General features: G+C 74.3%; 21 protein-coding genes. 17 read left to right on the top strand and 4 right to left on the bottom strand.

The genetic code is table 11. From position 1 onward, the window contains the following. Positions 1-130: 130 nt before the first annotated feature. On the bottom strand, positions 131-1,270 hold the full coding sequence (locus tag ACGF0D_RS31960) for a polysaccharide deacetylase family protein (protein WP_392922139.1): 1,140 nt from the start codon (positions 1,268-1,270) through the stop codon (positions 131-133). Between the two features lie 231 nt (positions 1,271-1,501). Next, positions 1,502-3,328: an AMP-dependent synthetase/ligase gene (locus tag ACGF0D_RS31955; RefSeq protein ID WP_392922127.1), complete on the bottom strand. Its 1,827-nt coding sequence runs from the start codon at positions 3,326-3,328 to the stop codon at positions 1,502-1,504. Positions 3,329-3,774: 446 nt separating this feature from the next. On the opposite strand from ACGF0D_RS31955, the gene ACGF0D_RS31950 reads away from it, so the two are divergent. The 6 genes from ACGF0D_RS31950 to ACGF0D_RS31925 all read left to right on the top strand — a co-directional run bounded on the left by ACGF0D_RS31950 (position 3,775) and on the right by ACGF0D_RS31925 (position 10,594). Beyond that, the gene (locus ACGF0D_RS31950; RefSeq protein ID WP_392922124.1) at positions 3,775-6,900 is read left to right on the top strand and encodes a nitrate- and nitrite sensing domain-containing protein; all 3,126 of its coding nucleotides are present in this window, start codon (positions 3,775-3,777) and stop codon (positions 6,898-6,900) included. Continuing rightward, positions 6,897-7,316 (top strand): roadblock/LC7 domain-containing protein, encoded by a 420-nt coding sequence (locus ACGF0D_RS31945; protein WP_392875211.1) that lies wholly within the window; start codon positions 6,897-6,899, stop codon positions 7,314-7,316. The genes ACGF0D_RS31950 and ACGF0D_RS31945 overlap by 4 nt, the downstream gene beginning before the upstream one ends. Before the next feature lie 8 nt (positions 7,317-7,324). Beyond that, positions 7,325-7,942 (top strand): DUF742 domain-containing protein, encoded by a 618-nt coding sequence (locus ACGF0D_RS31940; RefSeq protein WP_392922121.1) that lies wholly within the window; start codon positions 7,325-7,327, stop codon positions 7,940-7,942. A 103-nt stretch (positions 7,943-8,045) separates the two neighbouring features. Beyond that, the gene (locus ACGF0D_RS31935; RefSeq protein ID WP_392922136.1) at positions 8,046-8,594 is read left to right on the top strand and encodes an ATP/GTP-binding protein; all 549 of its coding nucleotides are present in this window, start codon (positions 8,046-8,048) and stop codon (positions 8,592-8,594) included. A gap of 434 nt (positions 8,595-9,028) precedes the next feature. Continuing rightward, positions 9,029-9,217 (top strand): hypothetical protein, encoded by a 189-nt coding sequence (locus ACGF0D_RS31930; RefSeq protein ID WP_392922119.1) that lies wholly within the window; start codon positions 9,029-9,031, stop codon positions 9,215-9,217. Between the two features lie 486 nt (positions 9,218-9,703). After that, complete coding sequence (locus ACGF0D_RS31925; protein ID WP_392922116.1) at positions 9,704-10,594, top strand: winged helix-turn-helix domain-containing protein; 891 nt, start codon at positions 9,704-9,706, stop codon at positions 10,592-10,594. A gap of 150 nt (positions 10,595-10,744) precedes the next feature. Here the strand turns inward: ACGF0D_RS31925 and ACGF0D_RS31920 are convergent, their stop codons facing one another. Beyond that, entirely contained in the window at positions 10,745-11,527 is a 783-nt protein-coding gene (locus tag ACGF0D_RS31920; protein WP_392922113.1) for an IclR family transcriptional regulator, read from the bottom strand. A 426-nt stretch (positions 11,528-11,953) separates the two neighbouring features. Between ACGF0D_RS31920 and ACGF0D_RS31915 the strand changes: the two genes are divergently transcribed. The 6 genes from ACGF0D_RS31915 (at position 11,954) to ACGF0D_RS31890 (ending at position 17,907) form a co-directional block, all read left to right on the top strand. Beyond that, on the top strand, positions 11,954-13,039 hold the full coding sequence (locus ACGF0D_RS31915) for an ABC transporter substrate-binding protein (RefSeq protein ID WP_392922110.1): 1,086 nt from the start codon (positions 11,954-11,956) through the stop codon (positions 13,037-13,039). Positions 13,040-13,118: 79 nt separating this feature from the next. Beyond that, the gene (locus ACGF0D_RS31910) at positions 13,119-14,147 is read left to right on the top strand and encodes an ABC transporter substrate-binding protein (RefSeq protein WP_392922107.1); all 1,029 of its coding nucleotides are present in this window, start codon (positions 13,119-13,121) and stop codon (positions 14,145-14,147) included. Beyond that, positions 14,144-15,010: an ABC transporter permease gene (locus ACGF0D_RS31905; protein ID WP_392922104.1), complete on the top strand. Its 867-nt coding sequence runs from the start codon at positions 14,144-14,146 to the stop codon at positions 15,008-15,010. The genes ACGF0D_RS31910 and ACGF0D_RS31905 overlap by 4 nt, the downstream gene beginning before the upstream one ends. Beyond that, complete coding sequence (locus tag ACGF0D_RS31900) at positions 15,007-15,783, top strand: ABC transporter ATP-binding protein (protein ID WP_392922101.1); 777 nt, start codon at positions 15,007-15,009, stop codon at positions 15,781-15,783. Before ACGF0D_RS31905 ends, ACGF0D_RS31900 begins: the two co-directional genes overlap by 4 nt. Positions 15,784-15,909: 126 nt before the next feature. Continuing rightward, positions 15,910-16,815, top strand: a complete 906-nt coding sequence (locus ACGF0D_RS31895; RefSeq protein ID WP_392922098.1) for an ABC transporter substrate-binding protein — start codon at positions 15,910-15,912, stop codon at positions 16,813-16,815. 3 nt (positions 16,816-16,818) lie between these two features. Beyond that, a complete protein-coding gene (locus ACGF0D_RS31890; protein WP_392922096.1) occupies positions 16,819-17,907 on the top strand; it encodes an LLM class flavin-dependent oxidoreductase in 1,089 nt (362 codons plus the stop codon). 134 nt (positions 17,908-18,041) lie between these two features. Here ACGF0D_RS31890 and ACGF0D_RS31885 read toward each other — a convergent pair whose 3' ends face one another. Next, positions 18,042-19,034: an aldo/keto reductase gene (locus ACGF0D_RS31885; protein WP_392922093.1), complete on the bottom strand. Its 993-nt coding sequence runs from the start codon at positions 19,032-19,034 to the stop codon at positions 18,042-18,044. Positions 19,035-19,476: 442 nt separating this feature from the next. Between ACGF0D_RS31885 and ACGF0D_RS31880 the strand changes: the two genes are divergently transcribed. From ACGF0D_RS31880 to ACGF0D_RS31860, 5 genes are all read left to right on the top strand, one after another. Then, on the top strand, positions 19,477-20,496 hold the full coding sequence (locus ACGF0D_RS31880) for an LLM class flavin-dependent oxidoreductase (protein WP_392922090.1): 1,020 nt from the start codon (positions 19,477-19,479) through the stop codon (positions 20,494-20,496). 334 nt (positions 20,497-20,830) lie between these two features. Then, entirely contained in the window at positions 20,831-21,397 is a 567-nt protein-coding gene (locus ACGF0D_RS31875; protein ID WP_392922088.1) for a TetR/AcrR family transcriptional regulator, read from the top strand. Between the two features lie 86 nt (positions 21,398-21,483). Next, entirely contained in the window at positions 21,484-22,122 is a 639-nt protein-coding gene (locus ACGF0D_RS31870; RefSeq protein ID WP_392922085.1) for a DUF4865 family protein, read from the top strand. Positions 22,123-22,139: 17 nt separating this feature from the next. Beyond that, the gene (locus ACGF0D_RS31865) at positions 22,140-22,712 is read left to right on the top strand and encodes a carboxymuconolactone decarboxylase family protein (RefSeq protein ID WP_392922083.1); all 573 of its coding nucleotides are present in this window, start codon (positions 22,140-22,142) and stop codon (positions 22,710-22,712) included. Continuing rightward, a complete protein-coding gene (locus ACGF0D_RS31860; protein ID WP_392922080.1) occupies positions 22,709-23,662 on the top strand; it encodes a phosphotriesterase in 954 nt (317 codons plus the stop codon). The genes ACGF0D_RS31865 and ACGF0D_RS31860 overlap by 4 nt, the downstream gene beginning before the upstream one ends. Positions 23,663-23,730: the final 68 nt, after the last annotated feature.

The following is a 23,730-nucleotide window of genomic DNA, read 5'->3' as shown; positions in this document are numbered from 1 at the left end:
CCGCCCGCGGCGCGCCCCCCCCCTTTTTGCGCCGGGGGGGGGCGCCGGCCCCGGGGGGGGGCCCCCCCCGGGGCCCCCCCCCCCCGCCGGCCCCCCCCCCGGGGGGGGGGGGCCCCCCCGGCGGCGCCGGTCAACGCAGGTAGTCGACCAGGCCGGCCGGCTTGAGCCCGGCGGCGTCGGCGGCGGCGAGGGCGCGCTGGAGGTCGACGGCGAGGGTGTCGGTCCAGTGCATCAGGACGACGTCGCCCGGCTGCAGCAGGCCAGGGTGCCAGATGTTGGAGGCGCCCCAGCTGAAGTCCGCGTCGGCGGTGAGCACGGTGCGGATGCCGCAGTTGGCGGCGGCCTGGAGGGTGTCGGCGTTCCAGGCGAAGTACGGCGGGCGGAAGAACGTCGGCGCGGTGCCGAAGAGGCGGGTCATGGCGTCCCGGGCGTCGCAGATCTCGACCTGCTGCTGTTCCAGCGGGAGTTCGCCGAGGTCGGCGTGGGAGACGCTGTGGTCCTGGACCGAGGAGCCGGGCACGGCGGTGACCCGCCGGAAGAAGGCCGGGTCGGCGGCGGCCGGCATCGGTAGCGGGAAGGCGGTGATCGGCAGCCGGTGGTCGGCGATGAACCGCTCCGCCTCGGGGGTGCGCTGCCAGCCGTCGTCCACGGTGAAGAAGACGACCTTGTCGTCGGTGGGGACGGAGCCCGCGGCGACGGCCGGGGCGGGCGAGGGGCCGTCCACCCGGACGTCGTCCACCGAGAACGGCCCCTGCTGGTACCAGCCGTGCACGTACAGTCGGACGCTGTGCGCGTTCGGGCCGGTGGTGAACCGGGTGCTCAGCCGCTGCCAGCCGCCGCCGGTGCTCTCCGTCCAGGCGGGCGCGACGTCCTTGCCGGTGCCGGTGGCGCCCAGGTAGACGAAGTCGCCGCGCACCCACGCGGAGGCGGTGTAGGTGGTGCCGGGCTGGACCGCGACGGTCTGCGCGCACTCGCCGGTGGAGTCGGCGTTCGCCGGGGTGACGGTCAGCGCCGAGGCACCGGTGTGCGGGGCGGTGGCGGTGACGGCCGCCTCGGCCGGTCCGCCGGTGCAGGTCCAGCCGGGGATGCTGCCCCAGTCGGCGAGGTCGGGGGAGGGTGCCTCGAAGCCGGGGTTGGTGGCGAGGTTGACGGTCTGTGCGGCCTGGGTGGTCTGCGCGGTTGGTGCGGCCTGCGTGCTCGGCGCGGTGAGGCCGGTGAGGCCGGTGAGCAGCGCGGCCGAGGCGGCCAGCGCGGACAGGCGCATGGACATCGACACGTGGGGACTCCAGCAGGTGGGGGCACGCCCGTGGGGAGGGCGTGAGCGGAATCGGACCGTGGAACTCGGGAACGTGTCGCAACAATGGACTAGACCAATAGGGTCGTCAAGGGAACGGCGGATGAACCCGGTGGTCGTCGCTCGGCCACCGCGCCCGCGACACAAGGGACAAGACGGTACGTCAGGGACCGCACGGACAGGTCGGGTTCGGGCGGGCAGGCCGGTTCAGGACAGGTACAGCTCCTCGATGTCCGCCGCGTAGTGCTCGGCGATCGCCGCCCGCCGCAGTTTGAGTGAAGGAGTCAGCAGCCCCTGCTCCTCACTGAACTCCCGTGGCAGCAGCCGGAACGCGCGGATCGACTCGGCCCGTGAGACCGCCGTGTTCGCGGCCGCCACCGCACGCTGGACCTCCACGTGCAGGTCCTCGTCCGCGAGCACCGTCCAGGGGTCCCGCTGCTCCCGCCCGCGCGACTTCAGCCAGTGCGCCAGCGCCGCCGGGTCGAGCGTGATCAGCGCCGCCACGTACGGCCGGTCGTCGCCCACCACCAGGCACTGGGAGACCAGCGGGTGCGCCTCGACCCGCTCCTCCAGGGCCGCCGGGGCCAGGTTCTTGCCACTGCTGGTGACGATGAGGTCCTTCTTGCGGCCGGTGATGCTGAGGTAGCCGTCCTCGTCCAGCCGGCCCAGGTCGCCGGTCGCGAACCAGCCGTCGACCAGGGACTCGGCCGTGCAGCGCGGATGGTTGAGGTAGCCGCCGAAGACCGAGCCGCCGCGCACCCACACCTCGCCGTCGTCGGCGATCGCCACCGAGGCGCCCGGCACCGGCTGCCCGACCGTGCCGAGCTTCTGCCGGCCGACCGGGTTGCCGGTGATCGCGGCGGTGGTCTCGGTCAGCCCGTAGCCCTCGTACAACTGGAGGCCGGCGCCGGTGAAGAACAGACCCAGTTCGCGCCGGAGCGTGGAGCCCCCGCACATCACGCTGCGCACCCGGCCGCCGAGCACCGCCCGCAGTTTCGGGTAGACCGTCCGCTCGTACGCGAGGTGACGCAGCCGCAGGGCCGCGCCCGGGCCGGGGCCGCGGCCGAACGCCTTCTGCTCCCGGGCGGAGGCCCAGTCGACGGCCACCTGTCGCGCCTGTTCGAAGAGTTCGCCGCGTCCGGCGTCCTCGGCGGCCCGCCGGGCCTGCCGGAAGATCTTCTCGAAGACGTACGGGACGGCGTGCAGGAAGGTCGGGCGAAAGGTCTCCAGCGCGGGCAGCAGCGCGTCGGTGGAGACCTCGGGGACGTGCCCGATCCGGAAGCCGCCGCGGATCGCCGCGATCTGCACGGCCCGTCCGTAGACGTGCGCGAGCGGCAGGAACAGCAGGGTGGCGGGACGGCCGCCGCCGGTGTCGCGCAGGACGTCCCCCCAGCCGGCGAGCAGGGCGTCGGCCTCGGCGGCCAGGTTGGCGTGGGTGATCAGGCAGCCCTTGGGGCGGCCGGTGGTGCCCGAGGTGTAGACGACCGTGGCGATGTTCTCGGCGGCGACGCCGAGGCGCTGGCGGTGCACCAGGGCGTCGGGCACGCCGCGGCCGTCCTCGGTGATCGCGGCGACGCAGTCGCGGTCCAGCTGCCAGATTCCGGTGAGGTCGGGCAGCGCGTCGCAGACCGCGCCGACCGTCATCGCGGCGTCCTCGTCCTCGACCAGGCAGGCCACCGCCTGGGTCTCGGCGAGGATCCAGCGCACCTGCTCGGCGGCGGCGGTGGGGTAGACGGGGACGGTGATCGCGCCGATCGACCAGAGTGCGTAGTCGAACAGTGTCCACTCGTAGCGGGTGCGGGACATCAGGGCGACCCGGTCGCCGTAGCGCACGCCATGGGTGAGCAGGCCCTTGGCCAGGGCGAGCACCTGGGCCCGGAACTCCCGGGCGGTGACGTCCCGCCACTGGCCGTCCTCGGCCCGCCGGGACAGCTGGACCAGGTCGGGGGTGCGCTCGGCGGTGTCGTAGAGGGAGTCGGCGAGTCCTCCGGTGGCCTCGGACGCGGCCGGGGCGGGAGTGGTGAACTCGCGCACGGTCCTCCCCAGTTCGGTGCCGGTGGTACGGGGTGGGCCGAAACTATCGGATCGTCCCGGCACTGCCCAGGGTTGTGACGGTGACGCGACGAGATCGGCACGGGTCGCCTCGGGTGGTGCCGCCCACGGGGAGGCGCGGGGGAGGAATCGCGGAGGACGCGGGGGAGGAACCGGGGAGGACGCGGAGGAGGAACCGGGGAGGAGCCGGGGAGGAACCGGGGAGGACACGGGGCCCGCTGTCAACCCCGCCGTCCGGGCACCGGCGGGCGTCACCGCCTCTCGAAGGAGTGGTGACGGCGTAGTAGAGTCTCGCAGACCTGTGGCCGGGAACCCTCCTCCGACCTTTCCCTCAGCACCTCCACGCCGCCCCACGCCGCTGTCCGGCCCGGCCCCGCGCCACCCCACCGCTCCCCGTCCACGCCTGGCCATCCCCGACCGAGGACTCCATGCGTCTGCGCAGCAGCTCGATCCGCGCGAAGATCATCGCGCTGCTCCTGGTGCCCATCGTCGCGCTCGCCGCCCTGTGGGCGTACGCGACGATCGCCACCACCGGGGACGTCTGGAGCCAGCTCGGCATCAGCCGTACGTACAAGGAGTTCGCGGGCCCGGTCGACCAGTACACCGGCGACCTGCAGAACGAGCGCCGCGCCGCCGTCCAGCGGCTGGCGGACCCGCGCTCGCCGGTCGCCAGGGAGGCCTACGAACAGGCCAAGGCCGCCACCGACCGCAGCCTGGAGGTGCTGCGGCAGAAGAAGGACGGCTCCGCGGGCAAGCTCTCCGCCCCCCAGCGCGGCCGCTTCGTGCAGATCATCGCGGCCGCCGACCAGCTCGGACCGCTGCGCGCCCAGGTCGGCCGCTCCGCGCTGAACTGGGAGTTCGCGCTGGGCCAGTACAGCGACCTGGTCAAGCCGGTGTTCGGCTTCCGGTCCGCCTACGTCGCCCGGCAGAGCGGCCAGCTCCCCCGCCAGGGCACCATCCTGATCGAGCTGGTGCGCGCCCGCGAGTACCTGTCGCAGGAGGACGCGGCGATGGAGGGCCTGCGCACCGGCGTCGCCAAGCCCACCGCCGAGCAGTACCAGGCCGCGCTGGACGCCCTGCACAACCAGCAGGCTCTGTTCACCGTCTACGTCGCCGAGCTGGACCCCGCCGACCAGTCCGACTACATCGCGCTGCGCGGCGGCGAGGCCTGGGGCGCGCTCGCCCGCGCCGAGGCGGACTTCGTCGGCGCCGGCGGCCCCGACCGGGTGGTGCAGGCGCTCAACAGCGACTCCTGGCGGGAGACCGCCGACCGGGCGCTCGGCGACCTCGCCTCGATCAACAGCCGGATCTCCGCCGGGCTGGACGAGCGCGCGCGGTCCACCTCGATGGGACTGCTGTGGCGCGGCGGCATCGCCGGTGCCATCGGCCTGGTCGCCGTGGTGCTGTCGATCATGATCTCGTTCCGGATCGGCCGGGGCCTGGCCCGGCAGCTGATCGGCCTGCGCAACGCGGCCGACGAGCTGGCCGGCACCCGGCTGCCGTCCGTCATGCTGCGGCTGCGCCGCGGCGAGCCGGTGGACGTGGCCACCGAGGCCCCCGAGCTGCACTTCGGGGACTCCGAGATCGGCCAGGTCGGCCAGGCCTTCAACGCGGTGCAGCGGGCCGCCGTCGAGGCCGCCGTCGAACAGGCCGAACTGCGGCGCGGGGTCTCGGCGGTCTTCGTCAACCTGGCCCGGCGCAGCCAGGTGCTGCTGCACCGCCAGCTCACCCTGCTCGACACCATGGAGCGTCGCACCGAGAACCCGGCGGAGCTGGAGGACCTCTTCAAGGTCGACCACCTCACCACCCGCATGCGCCGGCACGCCGAGGGCCTGATCATCCTGGCCGGCGGTTCGCCCGGGCGTGCCTGGCGCAAGCCGGTCCGGATGGTGGACGTGGTCCGGGCGGCGGTCGGCGAGGTCGAGGACTACGCCCGGGTGATCGTCCGGCCGTTCCCCGGCACCGGCCTGCTCGGCAGCGCCGTCGCGGACGTCACCCACCTGGTCGCCGAACTCGTCGAGAACGCCGCGGTGTTCTCCCCGCCGAGCACCCAGGTCACCGTCCAGGGCGAGGTGGTGGCGCACGGCTTCGCGCTGGAGATCGACGACCGCGGCCTCGGGCTGAGCGAGCAGCTGCTCGCCGAGATCAACGAACGCCTCGCCGTGGAGCAGGAGTTCGACCTCGCCGACACCGACCGGCTGGGCCTGTTCGTGGTCAGCCGGCTGGCCCGCCGGCACGGCATCCGGGTGCACCTGCGGCCGTCCCCGTACGGCGGGACGACGGCGGTGGTGCTGATCCCGCGCGAGCTGCTCGCGGAGGCTCCGGACGGGATGCCGGAGCCGGGCGCGGCCGGGCAGCGGCCCGCGGCGGGCGGCCGGCGCGGGCAGCGGGACCTGGTCGCGGTGCCGGGGTCGGGGGGAGCCACCCCGTCGGCGGCCACGCTCGGGTCCGGCGGTGCCGGGGCCGGTACGGCTGCCGGAGGTCGCACGGGAGCCGGCGCCGACGGCGGCGCGGGTGGCCTGGCCGGCAAGCACCGCGGGACGACGGGCGGGCCGAGGCCCTCCACGCCCGACGCGGGCCGTACGCCGGGCGGGCTGCCGCGCCGGGCCTCCCGGAGCAGGGGCGGGCCGGTGCTGGTCCCCGCTCCCGCGGCGGACACCGAGGACGCGCCGGGGACGGGCCGTCACCGGCGGGAGGACGCCGTGGTGGCCGCGGCCGAGGCGGCCGTCGCGGCTGCAGGTGCGGTTGCCGGTCCGGCCGGGGCTGGTGCGGCCGGGGCCGGTCCGGCGGTGGCGGACGGCGACGACGCCACCGGCGCCGTCGGGTGGGCCGACGCTGCTCCTGCTCCCGCTCCCGTCGTGGACGCCGCGCCGCTCCGGACGGCGGGCGGCCTGCCCCGGCGGGTCCGGCAGGCGAACCTGGCGCCGCAGCTCAGGGACCAGCTCACGGAACAGCTGAAGGAACGGTTCCGCAACGGGGCCGAAACCGACGGCGGGGAGACCCGCGAGGTCAGGGAACGCTCGCCCGAGGAGGCCCGGGCCACCTTCGCCTCGTTCCAGCGCGGCTTCACCAAGGGGCGGGGCGCCACGGCTCCGGCGGACCGCACGGGTGCGTCCACCGGCGCGTCCACGGGTCGCACCGGTGCGCCGGCGGACCGCCCCGGTGCTCCGTTGACGGATCGTCCCGGCACGCCCGACGATCGTCCCGGACGGACGGAGGGACGGTCCACCGCCGTACCGGTCTGGCAGCCGCCGGACCGGTCCCGGCGGGCGATCGGCCCGGCGCCCGCCCCGGCGGCGCTGCCCGCGCCGCAGGACACCGGCCGGGCGCCGCTCGCGCGTCGGGTGCCGCCCGGACAGCCGGTCCGCCGGAGCCCGGACACCGGTGCGCCCGCGCCACCCGCCGTACTCGCGCCACCTGCCGTACCTGCTCCACCCGTCGTACCCGCGCCACCTGTCGTACCTGCTCCACCTGTCGTACCTGCTCCACCCGCATCACCTGCTCCACCCGCTCCACACGCACCACCCGCTCCAGCGGAAGGAACTGATTCATGACCACGTCGATGCAGTCGCCCGGGGACCTCAACTGGCTCCTGGACGACCTGGTGGGGCGCGTCGCGGCCCTGCGGCACGCGGTGATCCTCTCCAACGACGGCCTGGCCACCGGTGCCTCCCGCGACCTCGACCGCGAGGACGCCGAGCACCTGGCCGCCGTCGCCGCCGGGTTCCACAGCCTGGCGAAGGGCGCCGGGGGGCACTTCAAGGTCGGTGGCGTCCGGCAGACCATGATCGAGCTGGACGAGGCCTTCCTCTTCATCACGGCCGCCGGCGACGGCAGCTGCCTGGCCGTGCTGAGCGAGGCCGAGGCGGACATCGGCCAGATCGCGTACGAGATGGCGCTGCTGGTCAAGCGGGTCGGCGAGCACATGGCCGCCGAACCGCGCACCGAAACCGCCCCGCCGGTGAGATGAGCGGTCCGATGGCGGATCCGAAGGCGGATGTGCCGGACGGCCCCGAGACGCCGGACGGCCCCCAGGTGCCGGTGGGCACGGCCGGGCCGTCCGGCGTCGGCGGTTCTGCCGGTGCCGACGGTCCGGGCGGCTCGGGTGGTCCGGGGGATCCGGGCAGTCCTGGCGGTCCGGAGGCCGTGGCGGGGGACGGGAAGGCGGACCCGGACGGGCCCGACGTCGCCCTGTTCCGGCCGCGCACCGCGGTCGACGACCGCTGGTTCGACGACGAGGCCGGCCCGGTGGTGCGGCTCTACTCGATGACCCGCGGCCGCACCCGGCCGGTCGAGGAGGGGCTGTTCGACCTGATCTCACTGGTCACCGCCGTCGATCCCGGGCCGGTCGCGGGGGCCGTGCCCGCGCACGTCCTCGACCCGGAGCACCAGACGCTGCTCACCCTGTGCCGCCGCGAGCCGCTCTCCGTCGCCGAGCTCGGCTCCTACACCGACCTGCCGGTCAGTGTGGTGCGAGTACTGCTCGGCGACCTCTACGACGCCGAACTGATCAGCGTCACCCGACCCGTTCCGCTCGCCGAGCTGCCGGACGAGCGCCTGCTGCGAGACGTGATCAATGGACTCCGTGCGCTCTGACCCCCACCCCCACCCGGCCGCCACCGGGCCGTACCGGGACGACACCGCGCCCCGTCCGGCGAACGTCAACGACCCGCGCTGGCGCGGAGGTCCGGCCGTCGCGGTGAAGATCCTCGTCGCGGGCGGCTTCGGCGCCGGCAAGACCACCCTGGTCGGCTCGGTCAGCGAGATCCGGCCGCTGCGCACCGAGGAGGAGCTCAGCGAGCTGGGCCGCCCGGTGGACGACACCTCGGGGGTGGAGGCGAAGCGCACCACCACCGTGGCGATGGACTTCGGCCGGATCGACCTGTGGCCGGGGCTCGCGCTCTACCTGTTCGGCACGCCCGGGCAGGACCGGTTCTGGTTCGTCTGGGACGAGTTGGCCCGCGGCGCGCTCGGCGCCCTGGTGCTCGCGGACACCCGGCGGCTGGCCGACTGCTTCCCGTCGGTGGACTTCTTCGAGCAGCGCGGCATCCCGTTCCTGGTCGCGGTGAACTGCTTCGAGGGCACCGAACGGTTCGCGCCGGACGAGGTCCGCGAGGCGCTCGACCTCGACCGGGACATTCCGGTGCTGCTCTGCGACGCGCGGGTGCGGCAGGACGGCAAGGACCTCCTCGTCGCGCTGGTCGAGCACGTCGCGTCCCTCAGACGCCGCGCCACGGTCGGCGCCTGAGGGCGGCTCGGCTCCGGTCCGGATCCTGACCCGCCCGGCCCAGCCCGGCTCCGGTATGGCCCGCTCGGCCCGGCTCCGGTATGGCCCGGCCCGGCGCGGTTCGGTACCGATCCGACGAAGGCCGTGAGCCGGCCGTTGTTCCGCCGTGCGACGACTCGGCAGGTGGACGCGCCGACCTGCGCGTTCCGCCGGCCGTCTCATTCGGCTGTCCACATCCCGGACGATCACTGTGCGGAAGGTTGCCTAGACCGCCCCGGCCGTGGAAGGCTCTGTGGTCGAAGGCCGCCCGGCCGTGCTGTCGGGAGCGCCGGAAACGCCACGTTCACACGGGCGTTGCGACCGGCGGACGGCCTTCGACGAACCGGCGAGGCATCGTCGGCGGGCACCGGCAGCGGTGCGCCGCCGGGTGGAGAACGAAGGGGGAGGGCAGCAGAATGACCGTCGGCCGACGACGCATCATCACCGCCGCGCCCGGCTCCCCGACCTCCGGCGCCCTCATGCCCGGCTTCCTCGTGCCCGGCGCCTCCATGTCCGGCGCCGCAGTGCCCGGTCCCGCCGATCCGGCGCTCACCGTCCGCCGCTACATCGACCACGCGCTGATCTGCAGCGCGTGTTGTCGCTGACCGGCCTGACCTTCCCGGTACGTCCCCGGTGCTGACGGCCCACCCGGCCCACCGCCCGACGCACCGCCGAAACCCGTCGACCAGGCCGTAGCGGACCGCCCGTCCGGCGTGCCCGCGGCCGACCAACCGGACCCGCCCAGCGGAGAGAGCACCAGTGAACATCGTCTGCCCCAGCACCGCCCCCGGCCTCGTCGGCCGTACCCGAACGACCGGGTCGGCCCCCGCGATGCGCGCGGGTGGACGGACCGGGCGGTGGAACCGGTGCGGGAGCCGTGCCGCGGACAGCCGACGGGGTCGCCCCGACCTCGAGCCGTTCTGGCCGTCCCGGCAGCCGCACCTGTTCGATCAGACGTGTCCCGGCTCGCCCAGCGCGTCCCGGCCCGCCGCCCGCTGACCCGGTCCGACCCGGTCCAGCCCAGGCAGTACGCCCGGTCGACGCGCAGACGACTCCACCCCGTCCGTCACGCGCGAAATGAGCGGCACACCATGTCTTCTTCCTCCACGGCCACCCTGCCCCTGCCCGCCGCGACCCCGCACCTGCGCGCGGTCCGCTCCGTCCCTCCGGTCTCCTCCGTTCCCGTCACCGTTCCCGTCACCGTGCCGGTCGGTCCCGGCGTGCCCGGGGCCGCCGGGCCGTCCGTCCCCTCGGCGCCGGCGTCCGCCCGCTGGCCCGGGGCGGCGGCCCGTGCGCCCCATGTCGGTCCGGCCCGTGCGCCCCACGCCGGTCCGGCCCACGCCGGTCCGGTTCGTCCGGCGGCCGTCCCGGCCCCCGCCGTCGCCCAGCCGGGCGCGGTGGCTCCGCAGGTGCCCCAGGCGCTGCTCGCCGCGCTGCCGGAGGGGGCGGCCGTCGTCGCCACCCTGCCGCAGGGCGTGCTGCCGCAGGGACTGCTGGCGCAGTACGGCACGCAGACCGGCGGCGCGAACGGCGGCCCGCTGGTCGGGTACCTGGTGCTGGTGCCGGCCGAGAGCCTGGCGGCGGGGACCGAGGGCCCGGGGGCGGCCGGCCTGTCGGGCGGTCCTGCCGCTGCCGGGATCGCCGGCCCCGGGGGGCACGCCGCCTCGGGGGTCCGTCCGGTCCGCCCGGCGGGACGCGGCATCGCCGTCGACACCGAGCGGCGCAACGCCTACGTCGACGGGCGGCTGCTCGACCTCACGTACCTGGAGTTCGAGCTGTTGGCCCACCTCACCGAGCACCCGCAGCGGGTGCACACCCGGGACCACCTGGTCTCCGCGGTCTGGGGCTACGGCCACGTCGGGGACGGGCGAACGGTCGACGTGCACGTCGCCCGGCTGCGCCGCAAGCTCGGACCGGCCTACCGGGACACCATCGTGACGGTCCGCCGAGTCGGCTACAAGTACACCCCGGCCGCGGTCTGACGGCGGGCCGTCACCGTTCGGTCCGGCAGCGGACCGCTCGTCCCGGATGTGGACGGGCGGTCCGCTGCTTCATCGTGTTCCGGTTCGTCGCGCTTCGGTTTGTCGTGCTTCGGCTCGTGGTGTTCCGGCTCGTGGTGTTCCGCCGGACCGTCAGGGGCGCTGGTCCGGCGGCAGGAGGAGGACGGCGAGGGCGTCGGCGCAGCTGCGGGCGTGGCCGAGGAACCAGTCCAGCCGGTCGTCGGCGAGGTGCGCGGGCGTCGAGCGGACCGCCAGGGCGAACCGCGCCTGCCCGGCGCCGTCCAGGACGGGTACGGCCACGGTCCGCACCCCGGCCGCCGACTCGCCGTCGTTGAGCGCGTGACCGGCCGTCCGCACCTTCGCCAACTCCTGGCTCAGCGCGGCGGGTTCGGTGATCGTGCGGTCGGTGAAGGAGGGCAGCGGGCCGAGTGTCGACGGTGCCGTCTCATTCGGGCGGGGCCAGGCCAGCAGGACCTTGCCGAGCGCCGTGGAGTGCAGCGGGCGGCGCAGGCCCAGTCCGGTGTCCGGGCGGACCGAGCCGCCGACCAGGATCACCGCGTGGGCGCCGCTGCGGATGGCCAGGTCGGCCGTCGCCTTGGTGCGCCTGGACAGCAGCTCCAGCTCGGGTCCGGCGAGGTGCAGCCCGCGCTGGTGGAAGGTGAGCTGGCCGAGCTCGGCGACCGCCGGACCGAGCCGGTAGCGGACGGTCTGCTCGTCCTGCTCCAGGAACCCGGCGCTGACCAGCGTGCGGGCCAGCCGGTGCGCGGTGGAGACCGACAGGCCCATCCGGCGGGCCAGGTCCGAGGCGCTCAGGTCGGGGCCGTTGTCGTGGAAGCAGTGCAGCAGTCCGAGCGCGCGCTGGACGGCCTGCGCACCGGCCGGCGGACTCTGGACGGCGGTGGCGGCCTCGGCCATGGCACCTCGCGTTTCGGTAGGAACTCCGGACGGGCGGCCGGAGGCGGGGTCTCAGCGTAGGGCAGCCAGTGCTGCGGGAATGTGTCGATGACGTTGCAATGGAATGGCGTTGATGAACAACTGATCCCACCATGTGGCAAAAGCTTGCTTCCGGCTCGCCCGCCGTGGAACGCTCCTCGTGTCGCGCCGGACGGCCACTCGGCCCGGGCGGCGCCCGCCCCGACTCCACGGAAGGAGAAGCACCGTGACGTCCCACCGGTGTCTCCCCTTCCGCGCGTGTTGTCGCTGACCGACCCCTCCACGCCCGGCCCGTCCTGCATCGTGGCGTACAACTCCCTTGCGCACCAGGCCTCCTGGGTCATCGTGCGGTGATCGATCCCGACCTCCTCCGGCCGTCGCCGGAGCCCCCGTAGAGGACCAACTCCGTTGTCCAGTCGCATCCAGAACCCCTCCGCGCTTCCCGACACCCTCTGGTTCACCCGCTGCCCGGTGCCCACCGCGACCGGGATCGCCGCCGGCCAGGGCCGGCTCGCCCGCGAGTTCGCCGCCGACGGCATCGCCGTCCGCTCGCTGCAGGACGCTCCGCCCGAGGTGGCCGCGGACCACCACTACACCCACGCGCTGACCGGCCTGTTCCGGGAGGGAGGCAACGTCCCCGCGCTGTGGGCCCGTTCGCGCGGCGAGGCGACCAGGCTGATCGGCCTCACCTGGATCGAGGAGCGCCAGGTGGTGCTGGTCCGGGCCGGTAGCGGCGTCACCGGGCCGGAGCAGCTGCGCGGGCTGCGCCTGGCGGTCCCACATCATGACATCGGCATCGACTTCTGGCGGGCCATGGCGCTGGCCGGCTTCCGCGGCGCCCTCGGGCTCGCGGGCCTCACCCTGGCGGACGCCGAACCGGTGGACGTCCCCGGGATCCCCGGCGGCGGGCAGTGGTCCGCCGAACTGGCCGCACTGCGGGACGGCACGGTGGACGCCGTGTACGTGAAGGGGGCGCTCGCCGTCGAGGCGGCCCGCCGGATCGGTGCGGAGGTGGCCGTGGAACTGGACGCGGCGCCCGACCGCCGGAGCCGGGTCAACAACGGCACACCCCGGCCGATCACCGTCCACCAGCGGCTGCTGGACGAGCATCCCGAACTGGTCGCCCGTTTCCTCGCGGTGCTGCTGGAGTCCGCCGACTGGGCGGCGGCGCACCCGGAGGAGGTGGGCCGGATCCTGCGGGTCGAGACCGGCGCGGGGGCCGAGGGCGTCGCCGGAGCCTATGCGCCGGGCAGCCACCGGACCCTGCACCTGGACCTGTCGGGGGAGCGGCTGGACCTGCTGGCGCTGCAGGAACGATTCCTCAGGGAGCAGGGCTTCCTCGCCGCGCCGGTGGACGTGCAGGCGTGGGTCGACCCGGAGCCGCTCCACGCGGCCCGCGAACTGCTGCGGGTGCGGCGTTCGGGCGGGGGCGGGGGCGCCGGGGCGGGTGTCGGTGCCGGTGCCGGCGGCGTTCAGATCACAGACTTCAGCTGACGGCGTTCAGCTAACAGATTTCGAAAGTTGTCAGCTGTCATCTGTCCGCTGCCATCTGTCACCCACCTGGAGAATCCCCGTGAAGACCTCCCGTCTCGTCCTCGCCGCCACCGCGCTGCTCGCCTCCACCGCCCTGGCCGCCTGCGGCTCGTCCGCCGACGGGGCCAAGGCCTCCGCCGGGGGCGGGACCGACGGCAGGGCCGACGTCGTGCTCCGCCTGCCCGACCCCGGCAACAACGGCTTCCTCGCCCGAGGCAAGAAGGACGGCTCGCTGGACCAGGCCCTGGCCGCCGTCCACGCCAAGGTCGCCTGGACCGGCAGCGCCGGCCCCTTCGCCCCCGCCGCCCAGGCCCTCTCCGCCGACCAACTGGACGTCGCCCAGGGCTCGATCACCTCGGCCGTCGCCGCACTCGCCCAGAAGCCAGGCTTCAAGCTGTTCGCCCAGACCGCGCCCGACGGCGTCGGCGAGGGGATCCTGGTGAAGAACGACTCACCCGTCAAGACCGTCCAGGACCTGGTCGGCAGGAAGGTCGCCGTCTCCCAGGGCGGCACCAGCGAATACCTGCTCCTCAAGGCGCTCGCGAAGAACGGCGTCCCGGCCGACAAGGTGGAACGGGTCTACCTGCGCGCCGACCAGACCTCCGGCGTCTTCAACTCCGGCCAGGTGGACGCCTGGGCGACCTGGAACACCTTCTCGACACCCGCCATCGCCAACACCGGAGCGCACTTCCTGGTCAACGGCCAGGAGGTCGGCTCCGACAACTACGCCGTCTGGGCGGTGCGCAACGGCTTCGCCGACAAGCACCCCGAGGTGGTGAAGGCCTTCTACAGCTACCTGCGCGAGAACGGCGAGAAGGAGAAGGCCGACCCGGCCGGCTACCTCAACGTGTTCACCGACGCCGGCCCGACCGCCGTCACCCCCGCCGAGAAGGACGTCGCCGTGAACGTCAGCCGGCAGGGCACCCCGGCCGACGCCATCTCCGACGCCGACACCGCTCGCTTCGCCACCGTCGCCCGGTTCTTCGCCGACCAGAAGGTCACCAAGCAACTGGTGGACGTCAAGCCGTACCTGATCGACGTCAACAAGCTCGGGGACGGACCCAAGTGACCACCACAACCGAGGAGTTCCCACCGGCGGAAACCCGGGCGGCGCTGGCCGCCGGCCTGGTCGCCCCACAGAGTCGGCGCCCCCGCCCCCGCCCCCGCGCGCTCGCCGTGACCCTGCGCACCATCGGTCCGCTCGCCCTGCTCGGTGGCTGGGCGCTCGCCTCCGCCACCGGCGCGCTGACCCAGGACGTGCTCGCCTCACCCGCCCAGGTCGCCCAGGCCGTAGGGGAGTTGTGGGGCAACGGTCAGCTGACCGACGCCCTGTCCGTCTCCCTCACCCGCGCCGGGCTGGGCCTGTTCTTCGGCGCGACCACCGGACTGGTGCTCGGTGTGGTCACCGGATTCACCCGCCTCGGCGAGGAGTTGCTCGACTCCGCGATCCAGGTCCTGCGCACCGTCCCGTTCCTGGCCCTCGTCCCGCTGTTCATGGTGTGGTTCGGCATCACCGAGACCGCGAAGGTGGCCCTGATCGCGGTCGCCACCAGCTTCCCGATGTACGTGTCCGCCTCGGGCGGAGTCCGCAGCACCGACCGCAAGCTGGTCGAGGCGATGCGCAGCTTCGGCCTCGGCCGCTGGGCGATCGTGCGCACGGTCGTGCTGCCCGGCGCGCTGCCCTCGCTGCTGTCCGGACTGCGCCTGTCGATGACGCTCAGCGTGATCGCCCTGATCGCCGCCGAGGAGATCAACTCCACCGAAGGCATCGGATACCTGATGGCCCAGGCGCAGAACTACTCGCGCACCGACGTCCTCGCCGTCTGCATCCTGATCTACGGACTGCTCGGCCTCGCCGCCGACGGCATCGTCCGAGTCCTGGAACGCGTGCTCATGCCGTGGCGCCAGGCCGTCCAGGGAGCGGCCCGATGACCACCGACCCGACCGGCACCGCCACGCTCGCCCCCTCCACCACGCCCGAGCCCGCGCCCGCCTCCGGGCCCGAGGAGGCCGTCCCGGCCGTCCACCTGCGAGGTCTGCGCCGGGTGTTCGGCACCAGGGCGGTCCTCGACGGGATCGACCTCTCCATCGTCCGCGGCGAGTTCGTCGCCCTGCTGGGCGCCAGCGGCACCGGCAAGACCACGCTGCTGCGCATCCTCGGGGCGCTCGACCGGGCCGACGAGGGAACCGTGCTCGTCCCCCCGGTGCGCACGGTGGTGTTCCAGGAGCCTCGACTGGTGCCGTCCAAACGGGTGCTCGCCAACGTCACGGTCGGTCTGCCACGCGGCGCCGCGACCCGGGAGACCGGGCTCAAGGCGCTCGCCGAGGTCGGCCTGGAGCGGCACGCCGACGCCTGGCCCGCCACCCTCTCGGGCGGTGAGGCCCAGCGCGTCGCACTCGCCAGGGCTCTCGTCCGGGAACCGCGACTCCTGCTCCTCGACGAACCGTTCGCCGCCCTCGACGCGCTCACCCGGCTGCGCATGCAGGACCTCGTCGGCGACCTGGTACGCCGCCACCGCCCGGCCGTGCTGCTGGTCACCCACGACGTGGACGAGGCCGTACGGCTCGCCGACCGGGTCGTGGTGCTGCGCGACGGCCTGCTCGCCCGGGACGAAGCCGTCACCGTCGAGCGCCCGCGCGACCCGGCCGACCCAGCCTTCGCGGACCTCCGGCGCCGGCTGCTCGCCGACCTCGGCGTCCACTGACGCCCACCGACATTCACCGACATCCACCGACGTTCACTGACGTCCGTGCACCACCGAACTCCCCCGCGATTCCGCCGTATTCTCCGACATCCGACAAACCGAGCCCGCACCACCGGAGTTGACCAGATGACCGTCACCCTCGGCGTCCACGCCAGCAACCCCTCGCTCTACTACCTCGCCCGACTCCCGTACCTGGACGAGGAACTGGCGCCGCTCGGCGAGACCGGCGCCTTCCACCACTACACGGACGGCACCCGCACCGGAACGCTGCTCGCCGAGGGCGTCATCGACTTCGGCGGCACCGGCTCCACCCCGCCGATCACCGCCCAGGCGGCCGGCCACGACCTGGTCTACGCGGCGGTCTCCGCACCCCGCCCGGACCACGGCGCCCTGCTGGTGCTGGACTCCGGCCCGGTGCGGACGGTCGCCGACCTCAAGGGCGCCACCGTCGTCCTCGCCGTGGGCTCCTGGCAGACCCACCTGCTCGCCAAGGCCCTGCACGCGCAGGGGCTTTCGTACGGCGACGACGTCACCCCGGTGCGCCCGGCAGCCGGCGAGGACCAGGCCCGGCGGCTGCGCGACGGCGAGATCGCCGGCTGGATCGCCCAGGGCGCCGAACTCGCCGCCGCCCGCCGCACCGGCGAGTTCCGCGAACTGGTCCGCACCGCCGACGTCATCACCGACCGCTCGGTGTTCTTCACCCGCAGGGACTTCGCGACCGGGCGCCCCGAGGTCGTCGCCGCGATCGCGACCGCACTGCGCCGGGCGGACGACTGGGCGGCCGCCCACCCGACCGAGGCCGCCGCGATCGCCGCCGAGGAGCTGGGCGGCACGGCCGCCGACTGGCAGGCCGCGCTGGTCGCACTGCCCTGGCGACTGGAGCCCGCCACCGCCGCGTTCGTCGCCGAGCAGCAGGAGGCCGCGGACATCTTCCACGGCGCGGGCTTCGTCGACCGGGCGCTGACCGTCGCCGACGCCCACCTCCCCGCGCTGGAGGCCCCGGTGGCCGCCGCGCTCACGAAGGCGGTCTGAGCCGTGGCCTCCGAAGTCCTCTGGTACATCATCCCGCGCGAGGGACACTACCCCTGGGAACCGGCCGGGCGCCGCCCGGTCGACCTCCGCTACCTCCAGCAACTGGCGGGCAGCGTCGAGCGGTTGGGCTACACCGGAGCGCTGCTCGCGACCGACCTGTACGACGTCTGGACCCTCGGCAGCGCACTCGCCGCCGCCACCACCCCGGCCTTCAAGCCGCTGCTGGCCGTCCACCCCGGTCTGGTCTCGCCCACCCTGCTGGCCAAGATGGCGCTCAGCTTCGACCACCTGCACGGCGGTCGGCTGCGCTTCAACGTGGTGAACGGTTCGACCGCGCAGCTGCGCGAGTACGGGCTGGACGTCGGGCACGACGACCGGTACCGGCTCAGCGGAGAGTACTGGTCGATCGTCAAGCGCCTCACGGCGGGTGAAGCGTTCGACCACAAGGGAGAGTTCTACGAACTGAAGGACGCGGGTGCGAGCCTGCGCGAGCTGGCCCCGGCGCAGCCCGGCGGCATCCCGCTCTGGTTCGGCGGCAGTTCGGCGGCCGGCATCGAGATGGCCGCCCGGCACGTGGACGTCTACCTGACCTGGGGCGAGCCGCCGCACCTGCTCAAGGAGAAGTTGGACCTGGTCCGCGAGCGCGCCGCCGCCCACGGCCGGAGCCTGCGGATCGGGCTGCGGCTGCACCTGATCGTCCGCGACACCGAGGACGAGGCCTGGGCGGCCGCCGACCGGCTGCTGGACGTCACCAGCGAGGCCACGTACGCGCGTCAGCTGGGCGGGGCGAAGGGGGAGGACGGGGTCGGCTGGCAGCGGCAGTTCCGCCAGCACGGCGGCAAGGTGCCGGCGCGGGCCCGGGAGCTGGAGGCCTACCCCAACCTCTGGCCGGGGATGAGCCTGTTCCGCCCGGGCCCCGGCACGGCTGTGGTCGGATCGACGGCCCAGGTGATCGAGCGCCTGCAGGAGTTCGAGGCGCTGGGCGTCGACACCTTCATCCTCTCGGGCAATCCGCTGCTGGAGGAGGCTCACCGGGTTGCAGAAACGGTTCTGCCCGCCCTGGGTATCAAGCGGCCGGCGCCAAACGGTTGATGCCCGACGGCTGACAGGTGACAAGCGACGGATAACAGATGACAGCTGACAGATTTCGAAATCTGTCAGCCGTCATCTGTCGATCGTCAGCCGTCACCTGCCAGCCCCCACCCGCCCGCAGGCGCCACGCCCTCTCAGCGGCTCAGCCGGTCGATCTCCGCCAGCTCCTCCGCCGTCAGCGGCCCGCCGGCCAGCGCGTCGAGGTTCTGGTCCAGCTGGGCCACGCTGCTCGCGCCGATGATCACCGAGACCACCCGCGGGTCCCGCAGCACCCAGCACAGCGCCAGCTGCGCCAGCGTCTGCCCGCGCCGCTCGGCGACCTCGGCCAGCGCCCGCAGCTGCTCCAGCTTCTGCCCGGTCAGCGCCTCCTCGGTGAGGAACTTCCCGACCGACATCCGCGAGCCCGCCGGCACCTCCCCGGACAGGTAGCGGTCGGTCAGCAGCCCCTGCGCCAGCGGCGAGTAGGCGATCAGGCTGGTCCCGGTGTCGCCCACCGCGTCCAGCACGCCGGCGTCCTCCACGTACCGATTGAGGATCGAGTACGCCGACTGGTTCAGCAGGACCGGCGTCCCCAGCTCGCGCAGGATCGCCACCGCCTCCCGGTGCTGCTCCGCCGGGTAGTTGGAGATCGCGGCGTACAGCGCCTTGCCAGAGCGCACCGCGCTGTCGAGCGCCCCCATCGTCTCCTCGATCGGGGTGTCCGGGTCGTACCGGTGCGAGTAGAAGACGTCCACGTAGTCCAGCCCCATCCGGTCCAGCGACTGGTCGAGGCTGGCCAGCAGGTACTTGCGGCTGCCGCCGTTGCCGTACGGGCCGGGCCACATGTCCCAGCCGGCCTTGGTGGCGATGAACAGCTCGTCCCGGTACGGCCGGAAGTCCTGGGCGAACAGGTAGCCGAAGTTGCGCTCGGCGCTGCCGTACGGCGGGCCGTAGTTGTTCGCCAGGTCGAAGTGGGTGACACCCCGGTCGAAGGCCCGGCGCAGCACCGCCCGCTGCACCTCCAGCGGCTGGGCGTCACCGAAGTTGTGCCAGAGCCCGAGCGAGACGGCGGGCAGCTGGACACCGCTGCGGCCGGCCTTCCGGTAGGTCATCGAGTCATAGCGGTCATCGGTGGCGAGGTAGCTCATGCCGGACATCTTGCCAGCCGACCGCGGCGGAGCGGGCCCTTGCCCCCGTTCCCGGCCGATGCCTATGCTCGCCGCGGATCGTGTGCGTGCGAGGCGAGGGGGAGGCGAGATGGCAGTCCGGACCGTGACCGCCGCCGCAGCCCGCCGCTGTTGTCGCCGCCACCGCAGCACCGACCGCTGACGCCCCCCACGCGCCCCGCCGCCCCGAGCGGCCCGCCGCCCGCCCCGTCAGCCACGCCGCCGGTGCAGCCGTGAGACCGCGACGCCGGACCACGCACCGGCTTCCCGGCCTCCGCACGGCTCACCCCGGCCCCGGCTCCGCCCGGCGCGTCCCCGGGCGGACCCGTCCCCGACCCGCCCCCCGGACCGGCCCGACCCGAGTCCGACCCGAGCCCGACCCGAGCCCGACCGAGTCCGACCCGAGCGTCCAAGGAGACCCGCCGTGCGGTTCACCGTCTCGTCCCTCGTCGCCAACGCCCCCGACCCGGTCACCGGCGTCCGACGCACCCCACAACAGAAGCTGCGCAACGTCATCGACCAGGCGGTCCTCGCCGAGCAACTCGGCTACGACGGCTACGGCGTGGGGGAGCGCCACGGCGAGCCGTTCCTCTCCCCGGCACCGCCCCTGCTGCTCAGCGCGATCGCCGCCCGCACCTCCACCATCCGGCTGTTCACCGCGGTGACGGTGCTCAGCGTCCTCGACCCGGTCCGGGTAGCCGAGGACTACGCGATGCTCGACCAACTCTCGGGAGGCCGCGTTGAGTTGATCGTCGGCAAGGGCAACGATCCGCGGCACTTCGGGCTGTTCGGGCTCCCCGAGGAGCGCCAGTGGGAGGCGCTCGCCGAGAACTACGGCCTGCTGCGCAGGCTCTGGCGTGAGGAGAGCGTGACCTGGGAGGGTTCGACCCGCCCGCCGCTCACGGACGCCACCGTCTGGCCGCGCCCGCTCCAGGACCCGATCCCGGTGTGGCACGGCAGCGCGACCAGCACGCGGTCCACCGACCTCGCGGCCCGGCACGGCGACCCGCTCTTCTCCGCCAACTCCTTCCACCCGCTGGAGAAGTACCGGGCGCTGGTCGAGCACTACCGCGAGCGCTGGGAGCACTACGGGCACGACCCGGCGCGGGCCAGGGTGGGCGCGGGCTTCGGCGGACTGTACGTCGCCAAGCGCTCGCAGGACGCCGTCGAGGGCTTCCGCCCGTACTGGAACGCGCTGTTCGACTCGGCCGCCGGTCGGCACAACAACTCGCCGTTCACGTCGCTCGAGGACGCCCTGGAGCGCGGTTCGGCGCTCGTCGGCAGCCCGCAGCAGGTGATCGAGAAGATCCACCGCTACCACGAGGCGTTCGGCAACGAGGTGGTCGGCATCGGGGTGGATGCGCTCACCGAGGAGGCGCAGCGCGAGCAACTGGAGCTGTTCGCAAGCGAGGTGGCGCCCGAGGTCCGCCGCGCGCTGTCCTAGCCGCGCGGCTCCGACGCCCGCCCGCGCAGTGCGCCGTGCACCCCCTACGCGGCGTGATGCCGACCACCGTCCGTGACGTGACGCGCGCCACCTGGCGCGCCGGAATGCCGTTCGGCGGTGCGGGGGATGACGAACGGTCGAGGGGCCGTGGCCGCCGGGGGGCGGCGCACGGCCCTCGATCGTCCCGCCCGCGGCGGCGGGCCTACGGCGGGCCCCGCGGAGGCGGTGCGGCGGGCCCGAGGATGCCCCGACGAGACGCCGGGGAGATCCGCCGAGAGGCCGGGCGGGGGTCCGCACTGGCCGTCTGTACCTACTGGTATGTACAGTGCTCCGCATGAGCACCCAGGACCGCCTCATCGAGAGCACCCAGGACCTCCTCTGGGAGCGTGGCTACGTCGGCACCAGCCCCAAGGCCATCCAGCAGCGCTCCGGAGTCGGCCAGGGCAGCATGTACCACCACTTCGCCGGCAAACCCGACCTCGCCGCCGCCGCCCTGCGCCGCAGCGCCGAGCAGATGCGGGGCGTCGCCGAGGTCGACCTCGCCGCCCCCGGCACCGCCCACGACCGGATCGCCGCCTACCTGCTCCGCGACCGCGACGTCCTGCGCGGCTGCCGGATCGGCCGGATGGCCCAGGATCCGGACGTGGTCGCGGACCCGCACCTGCGCGCGCCCGTCGAGGAGACCTTCGACTGGCTGCGCGGCCGGATCGCCGGACTGATCGCCGAAGGCCAGGCGGCCGGCGAGTTCGCCCCCGCCCTCGACCCGGCCGACACCGCCGCCACCGTGGTCGCCGTCGTCCAGGGCGGCTACGTCCTGGCCCGCGCCGCCGACAGCGCCGAGCCGTTCGACCGGGCCGTCCGCGGCGCCCTCGGCCTGCTCGCGGCACACCGCACGGCCTGACGCCCCGAGCCCGTCCGTCGGACGACCTGCCCGTCGGACAAGCCGCCCGCCGGACAACCTGCCCGTCGACCCCGAGGAGCCCCGCCGTGCACGCCATGCAGTACGAGATCACCCTCCCCGCCGACTACGACATGGGCGTCATCCGCCGGCGCGTCGCCGACAAGGGCCACCTGCTCGACGCCCATCCGGGCCTCGGCCTCAAGGCCTACCTGGTCCGCGAGCGCGGCCGGCACGGCTCACCCGTCAACCAGTACGCCCCGTTCTACCTCTGGCGCACCGCCGAGGGCATGAACGGCTTCCTCTGGGGGCCGGGCTTCCGCGGTCTGAGTGCGGACTTCGGCCGCCCCGCCGTCCGGCACTGGCTCGGCGCGGGCCTGGTGCACGGCGCGTCGACAGTGCCTGCGGCGTCGGCGGGACCGGTAGGACTGGGAGGACCGGTACGAGTGGCCGAGACGGCCGGGCCGCCGACCACCGCCACCCGGGAGACCGTACGACTGCCGGAACCCGCCGACCCGGCCGAGGCCGTCGAACGGGCCATCGCCGAGCTGCCCGCGCACCCGGCCCTGCACACCGCAGCCGTGGCCGTCGACCCGAGCCGCTGGGAACTGCTGAGCTTCGCCCTCTGGCACGGCCCGGCACCCGAGGACGTGCCCGGCATCCGGTACCAGGTGCTGCACCTGTCCCGCCCCGAACTCGACCGGCTGTCGGCCGGCCGCCACTGGTGAAAGGACCCACCGCCCCGATGTCCCCCGCGACTGCTCCCGCCGGCCCAGGCGGCACCGATCTCTCCAACCGCACCAACCGCACCAACCGCACCGATCTCACCGATCTCACCAATCTCACCGAGACCCCGCTCGACCAAGCGGCCGGCCGGGCCCTGCTCGCCGACCTTGCCGGCCCGGGCGCCGCCGCCACCCTCGGTAGCCTGGACGTCCTCGCCCCCGGCTTCCCCGACTGGATCGTCACCAGCCTCTTCGGCGGCATCTACCAGCGCCCCGGCCTCGCCCTGCGCGACCGCCAGATCGCCAACCTGGCCGCCCTCACCGCCCTCGGCGGAGTCGAGCCGCAGCCCGCCGACCACGTCCGCTACAGCCGGCGGATCGGCCTGACGGAAATGGAGATCACCGAGGTCATGGTGGGCCTCGCCCCGTACGTCGGTCTCCCCAAGGCGCTGGCCGGCCTGCGCGTCGCCGCCGCCACCTTCGCGGAGAGCACCGCCGAGACCGCCGCCGCCTCCTACGACGAAACCGCCGCCCCGGAGAACGCCGCCGAGACCGCCACCACGAACGCCACCACCGCCGAGGCCGAGGCATGAGCCGTACCGTCCGTACGGTCCTCGGCGACCTGGACCCCGCCGCCCTCGGGGTCACCGACTCCCACGACCACCTCTTCATCCGCAGCCCGCTGCTCCCCGGCCAGGAGCTGGACGACCCGGACGCGGCCGAGGACGTCCTGCGCGCCTACGCCGCCGCCGGTGGCCGCGCCTTCGTCCAGTGGACCCCGCTCGGCCTGGGCCGGGGCGCGGACTCCCTCGCCGCGCTCTCCCGTGCGACCGGCGTGCACGTCGTCGCCGCCACCGGCGCGCACCAGGCGGTTCACTACGCGCAGGGCTTCTTTCCCGAGTCCGACGAGGCGGAGACGGAGGCGGCGGAGCGCCCCGGCCCGTACGCCGACCTCGCGGAACGTTTCGTCGCCGAACTCACCACCGGTCTGCCCGGCGCGCCCGAGGGGGTCCGGGCCGGGTTGATCAAGGTCGCGGGCGACCCGGGGCCCGCCGGCCGGCACACCCGGTGGACGCTGGCCGCGGCCGCCGAAGCCCACCACGCCACCGGCGCGCCTATCGCCGTCCACCTCGAAGCCGACGGCGCGCCGCACTGGATCCTGGACCAGCTGCACGGTCGGCACGGCGTCCGGCCCGACCGGATCATCCTCGGCCACCTCACCCGGCTGCCCGACCGCGCGCTGCACCGTGCCCTGGCCGCCGAGGGCGTCCACCTCGCCCTCGACTGCCCCTCCCGGACCGGCCATCCCGGCGACCACGACGCCTTCGAAGTGATCGCCGACCTGGTCGAGGCGGGGCACGCCCACCGGTTGCTCCTCGGCGCCGACACCACCACCCGGACCGCCCGCGCGGCCGGCGGCCCGGTCCGCCTACTCACCGAACTCGCCCCGCGCCTCGCCCGCAGCCACGGCCCCGAACTGCTCGAACTGCTCCTCACCACCAACCCGGCCGCCGCCTTCGCCGCCGACTGGCGCACGCCGTAAGGCATCCGGGCCGCCGCGGCGGGACCGGGCCGACAGCCGTCGGGTGCGCCCTCTACGGTGCCGCACAG

It is taken from the genome of Kitasatospora sp. NPDC048298 (assembly GCF_043201465.1).
In the GTDB taxonomy this organism is placed as follows: Bacteria; Actinomycetota; Actinomycetes; order Streptomycetales; family Streptomycetaceae; genus Kitasatospora.
Note: the sequence above shows the minus strand (reverse complement) of the source record. Positions and strands in the feature narration are given on the sequence as shown.

Excerpts from the sequence above, each read along its gene's own strand:
- ACGF0D_RS31865 (WP_392922083.1), top strand. The coding sequence starts at position 22,140 with ATGTCCCCCGCGACTGCTCCCGCCGGCCCAGGCGGCACCGATCTCTCC.
- ACGF0D_RS31930 (WP_392922119.1), top strand. The coding sequence starts at position 9,029 with ATGACCGTCGGCCGACGACGCATCATCACCGCCGCGCCCGGCTCCCCG.
- ACGF0D_RS31885 (WP_392922093.1), bottom strand. The coding sequence starts at position 19,034 with ATGAGCTACCTCGCCACCGATGACCGCTATGACTCGATGACCTACCGG.
- ACGF0D_RS31895 (WP_392922098.1), top strand. The coding sequence starts at position 15,910 with ATGACCGTCACCCTCGGCGTCCACGCCAGCAACCCCTCGCTCTACTAC.
- ACGF0D_RS31920 (WP_392922113.1), bottom strand. The coding sequence starts at position 11,527 with ATGGCCGAGGCCGCCACCGCCGTCCAGAGTCCGCCGGCCGGTGCGCAG.
- ACGF0D_RS31875 (WP_392922088.1), top strand. The coding sequence starts at position 20,831 with ATGAGCACCCAGGACCGCCTCATCGAGAGCACCCAGGACCTCCTCTGG.
- ACGF0D_RS31940 (WP_392922121.1), top strand. The coding sequence starts at position 7,325 with ATGGCGGATCCGAAGGCGGATGTGCCGGACGGCCCCGAGACGCCGGAC.
- ACGF0D_RS31860 (WP_392922080.1), top strand. The coding sequence starts at position 22,709 with ATGAGCCGTACCGTCCGTACGGTCCTCGGCGACCTGGACCCCGCCGCC.
- ACGF0D_RS31925 (WP_392922116.1), top strand. The coding sequence starts at position 9,704 with ATGTCTTCTTCCTCCACGGCCACCCTGCCCCTGCCCGCCGCGACCCCG.
- ACGF0D_RS31945 (WP_392875211.1), top strand. The coding sequence starts at position 6,897 with ATGACCACGTCGATGCAGTCGCCCGGGGACCTCAACTGGCTCCTGGAC.
- ACGF0D_RS31960 (WP_392922139.1), bottom strand. The coding sequence starts at position 1,270 with ATGTCCATGCGCCTGTCCGCGCTGGCCGCCTCGGCCGCGCTGCTCACC.
- ACGF0D_RS31900 (WP_392922101.1), top strand. The coding sequence starts at position 15,007 with ATGACCACCGACCCGACCGGCACCGCCACGCTCGCCCCCTCCACCACG.
- ACGF0D_RS31950 (WP_392922124.1), top strand. The coding sequence starts at position 3,775 with ATGCGTCTGCGCAGCAGCTCGATCCGCGCGAAGATCATCGCGCTGCTC.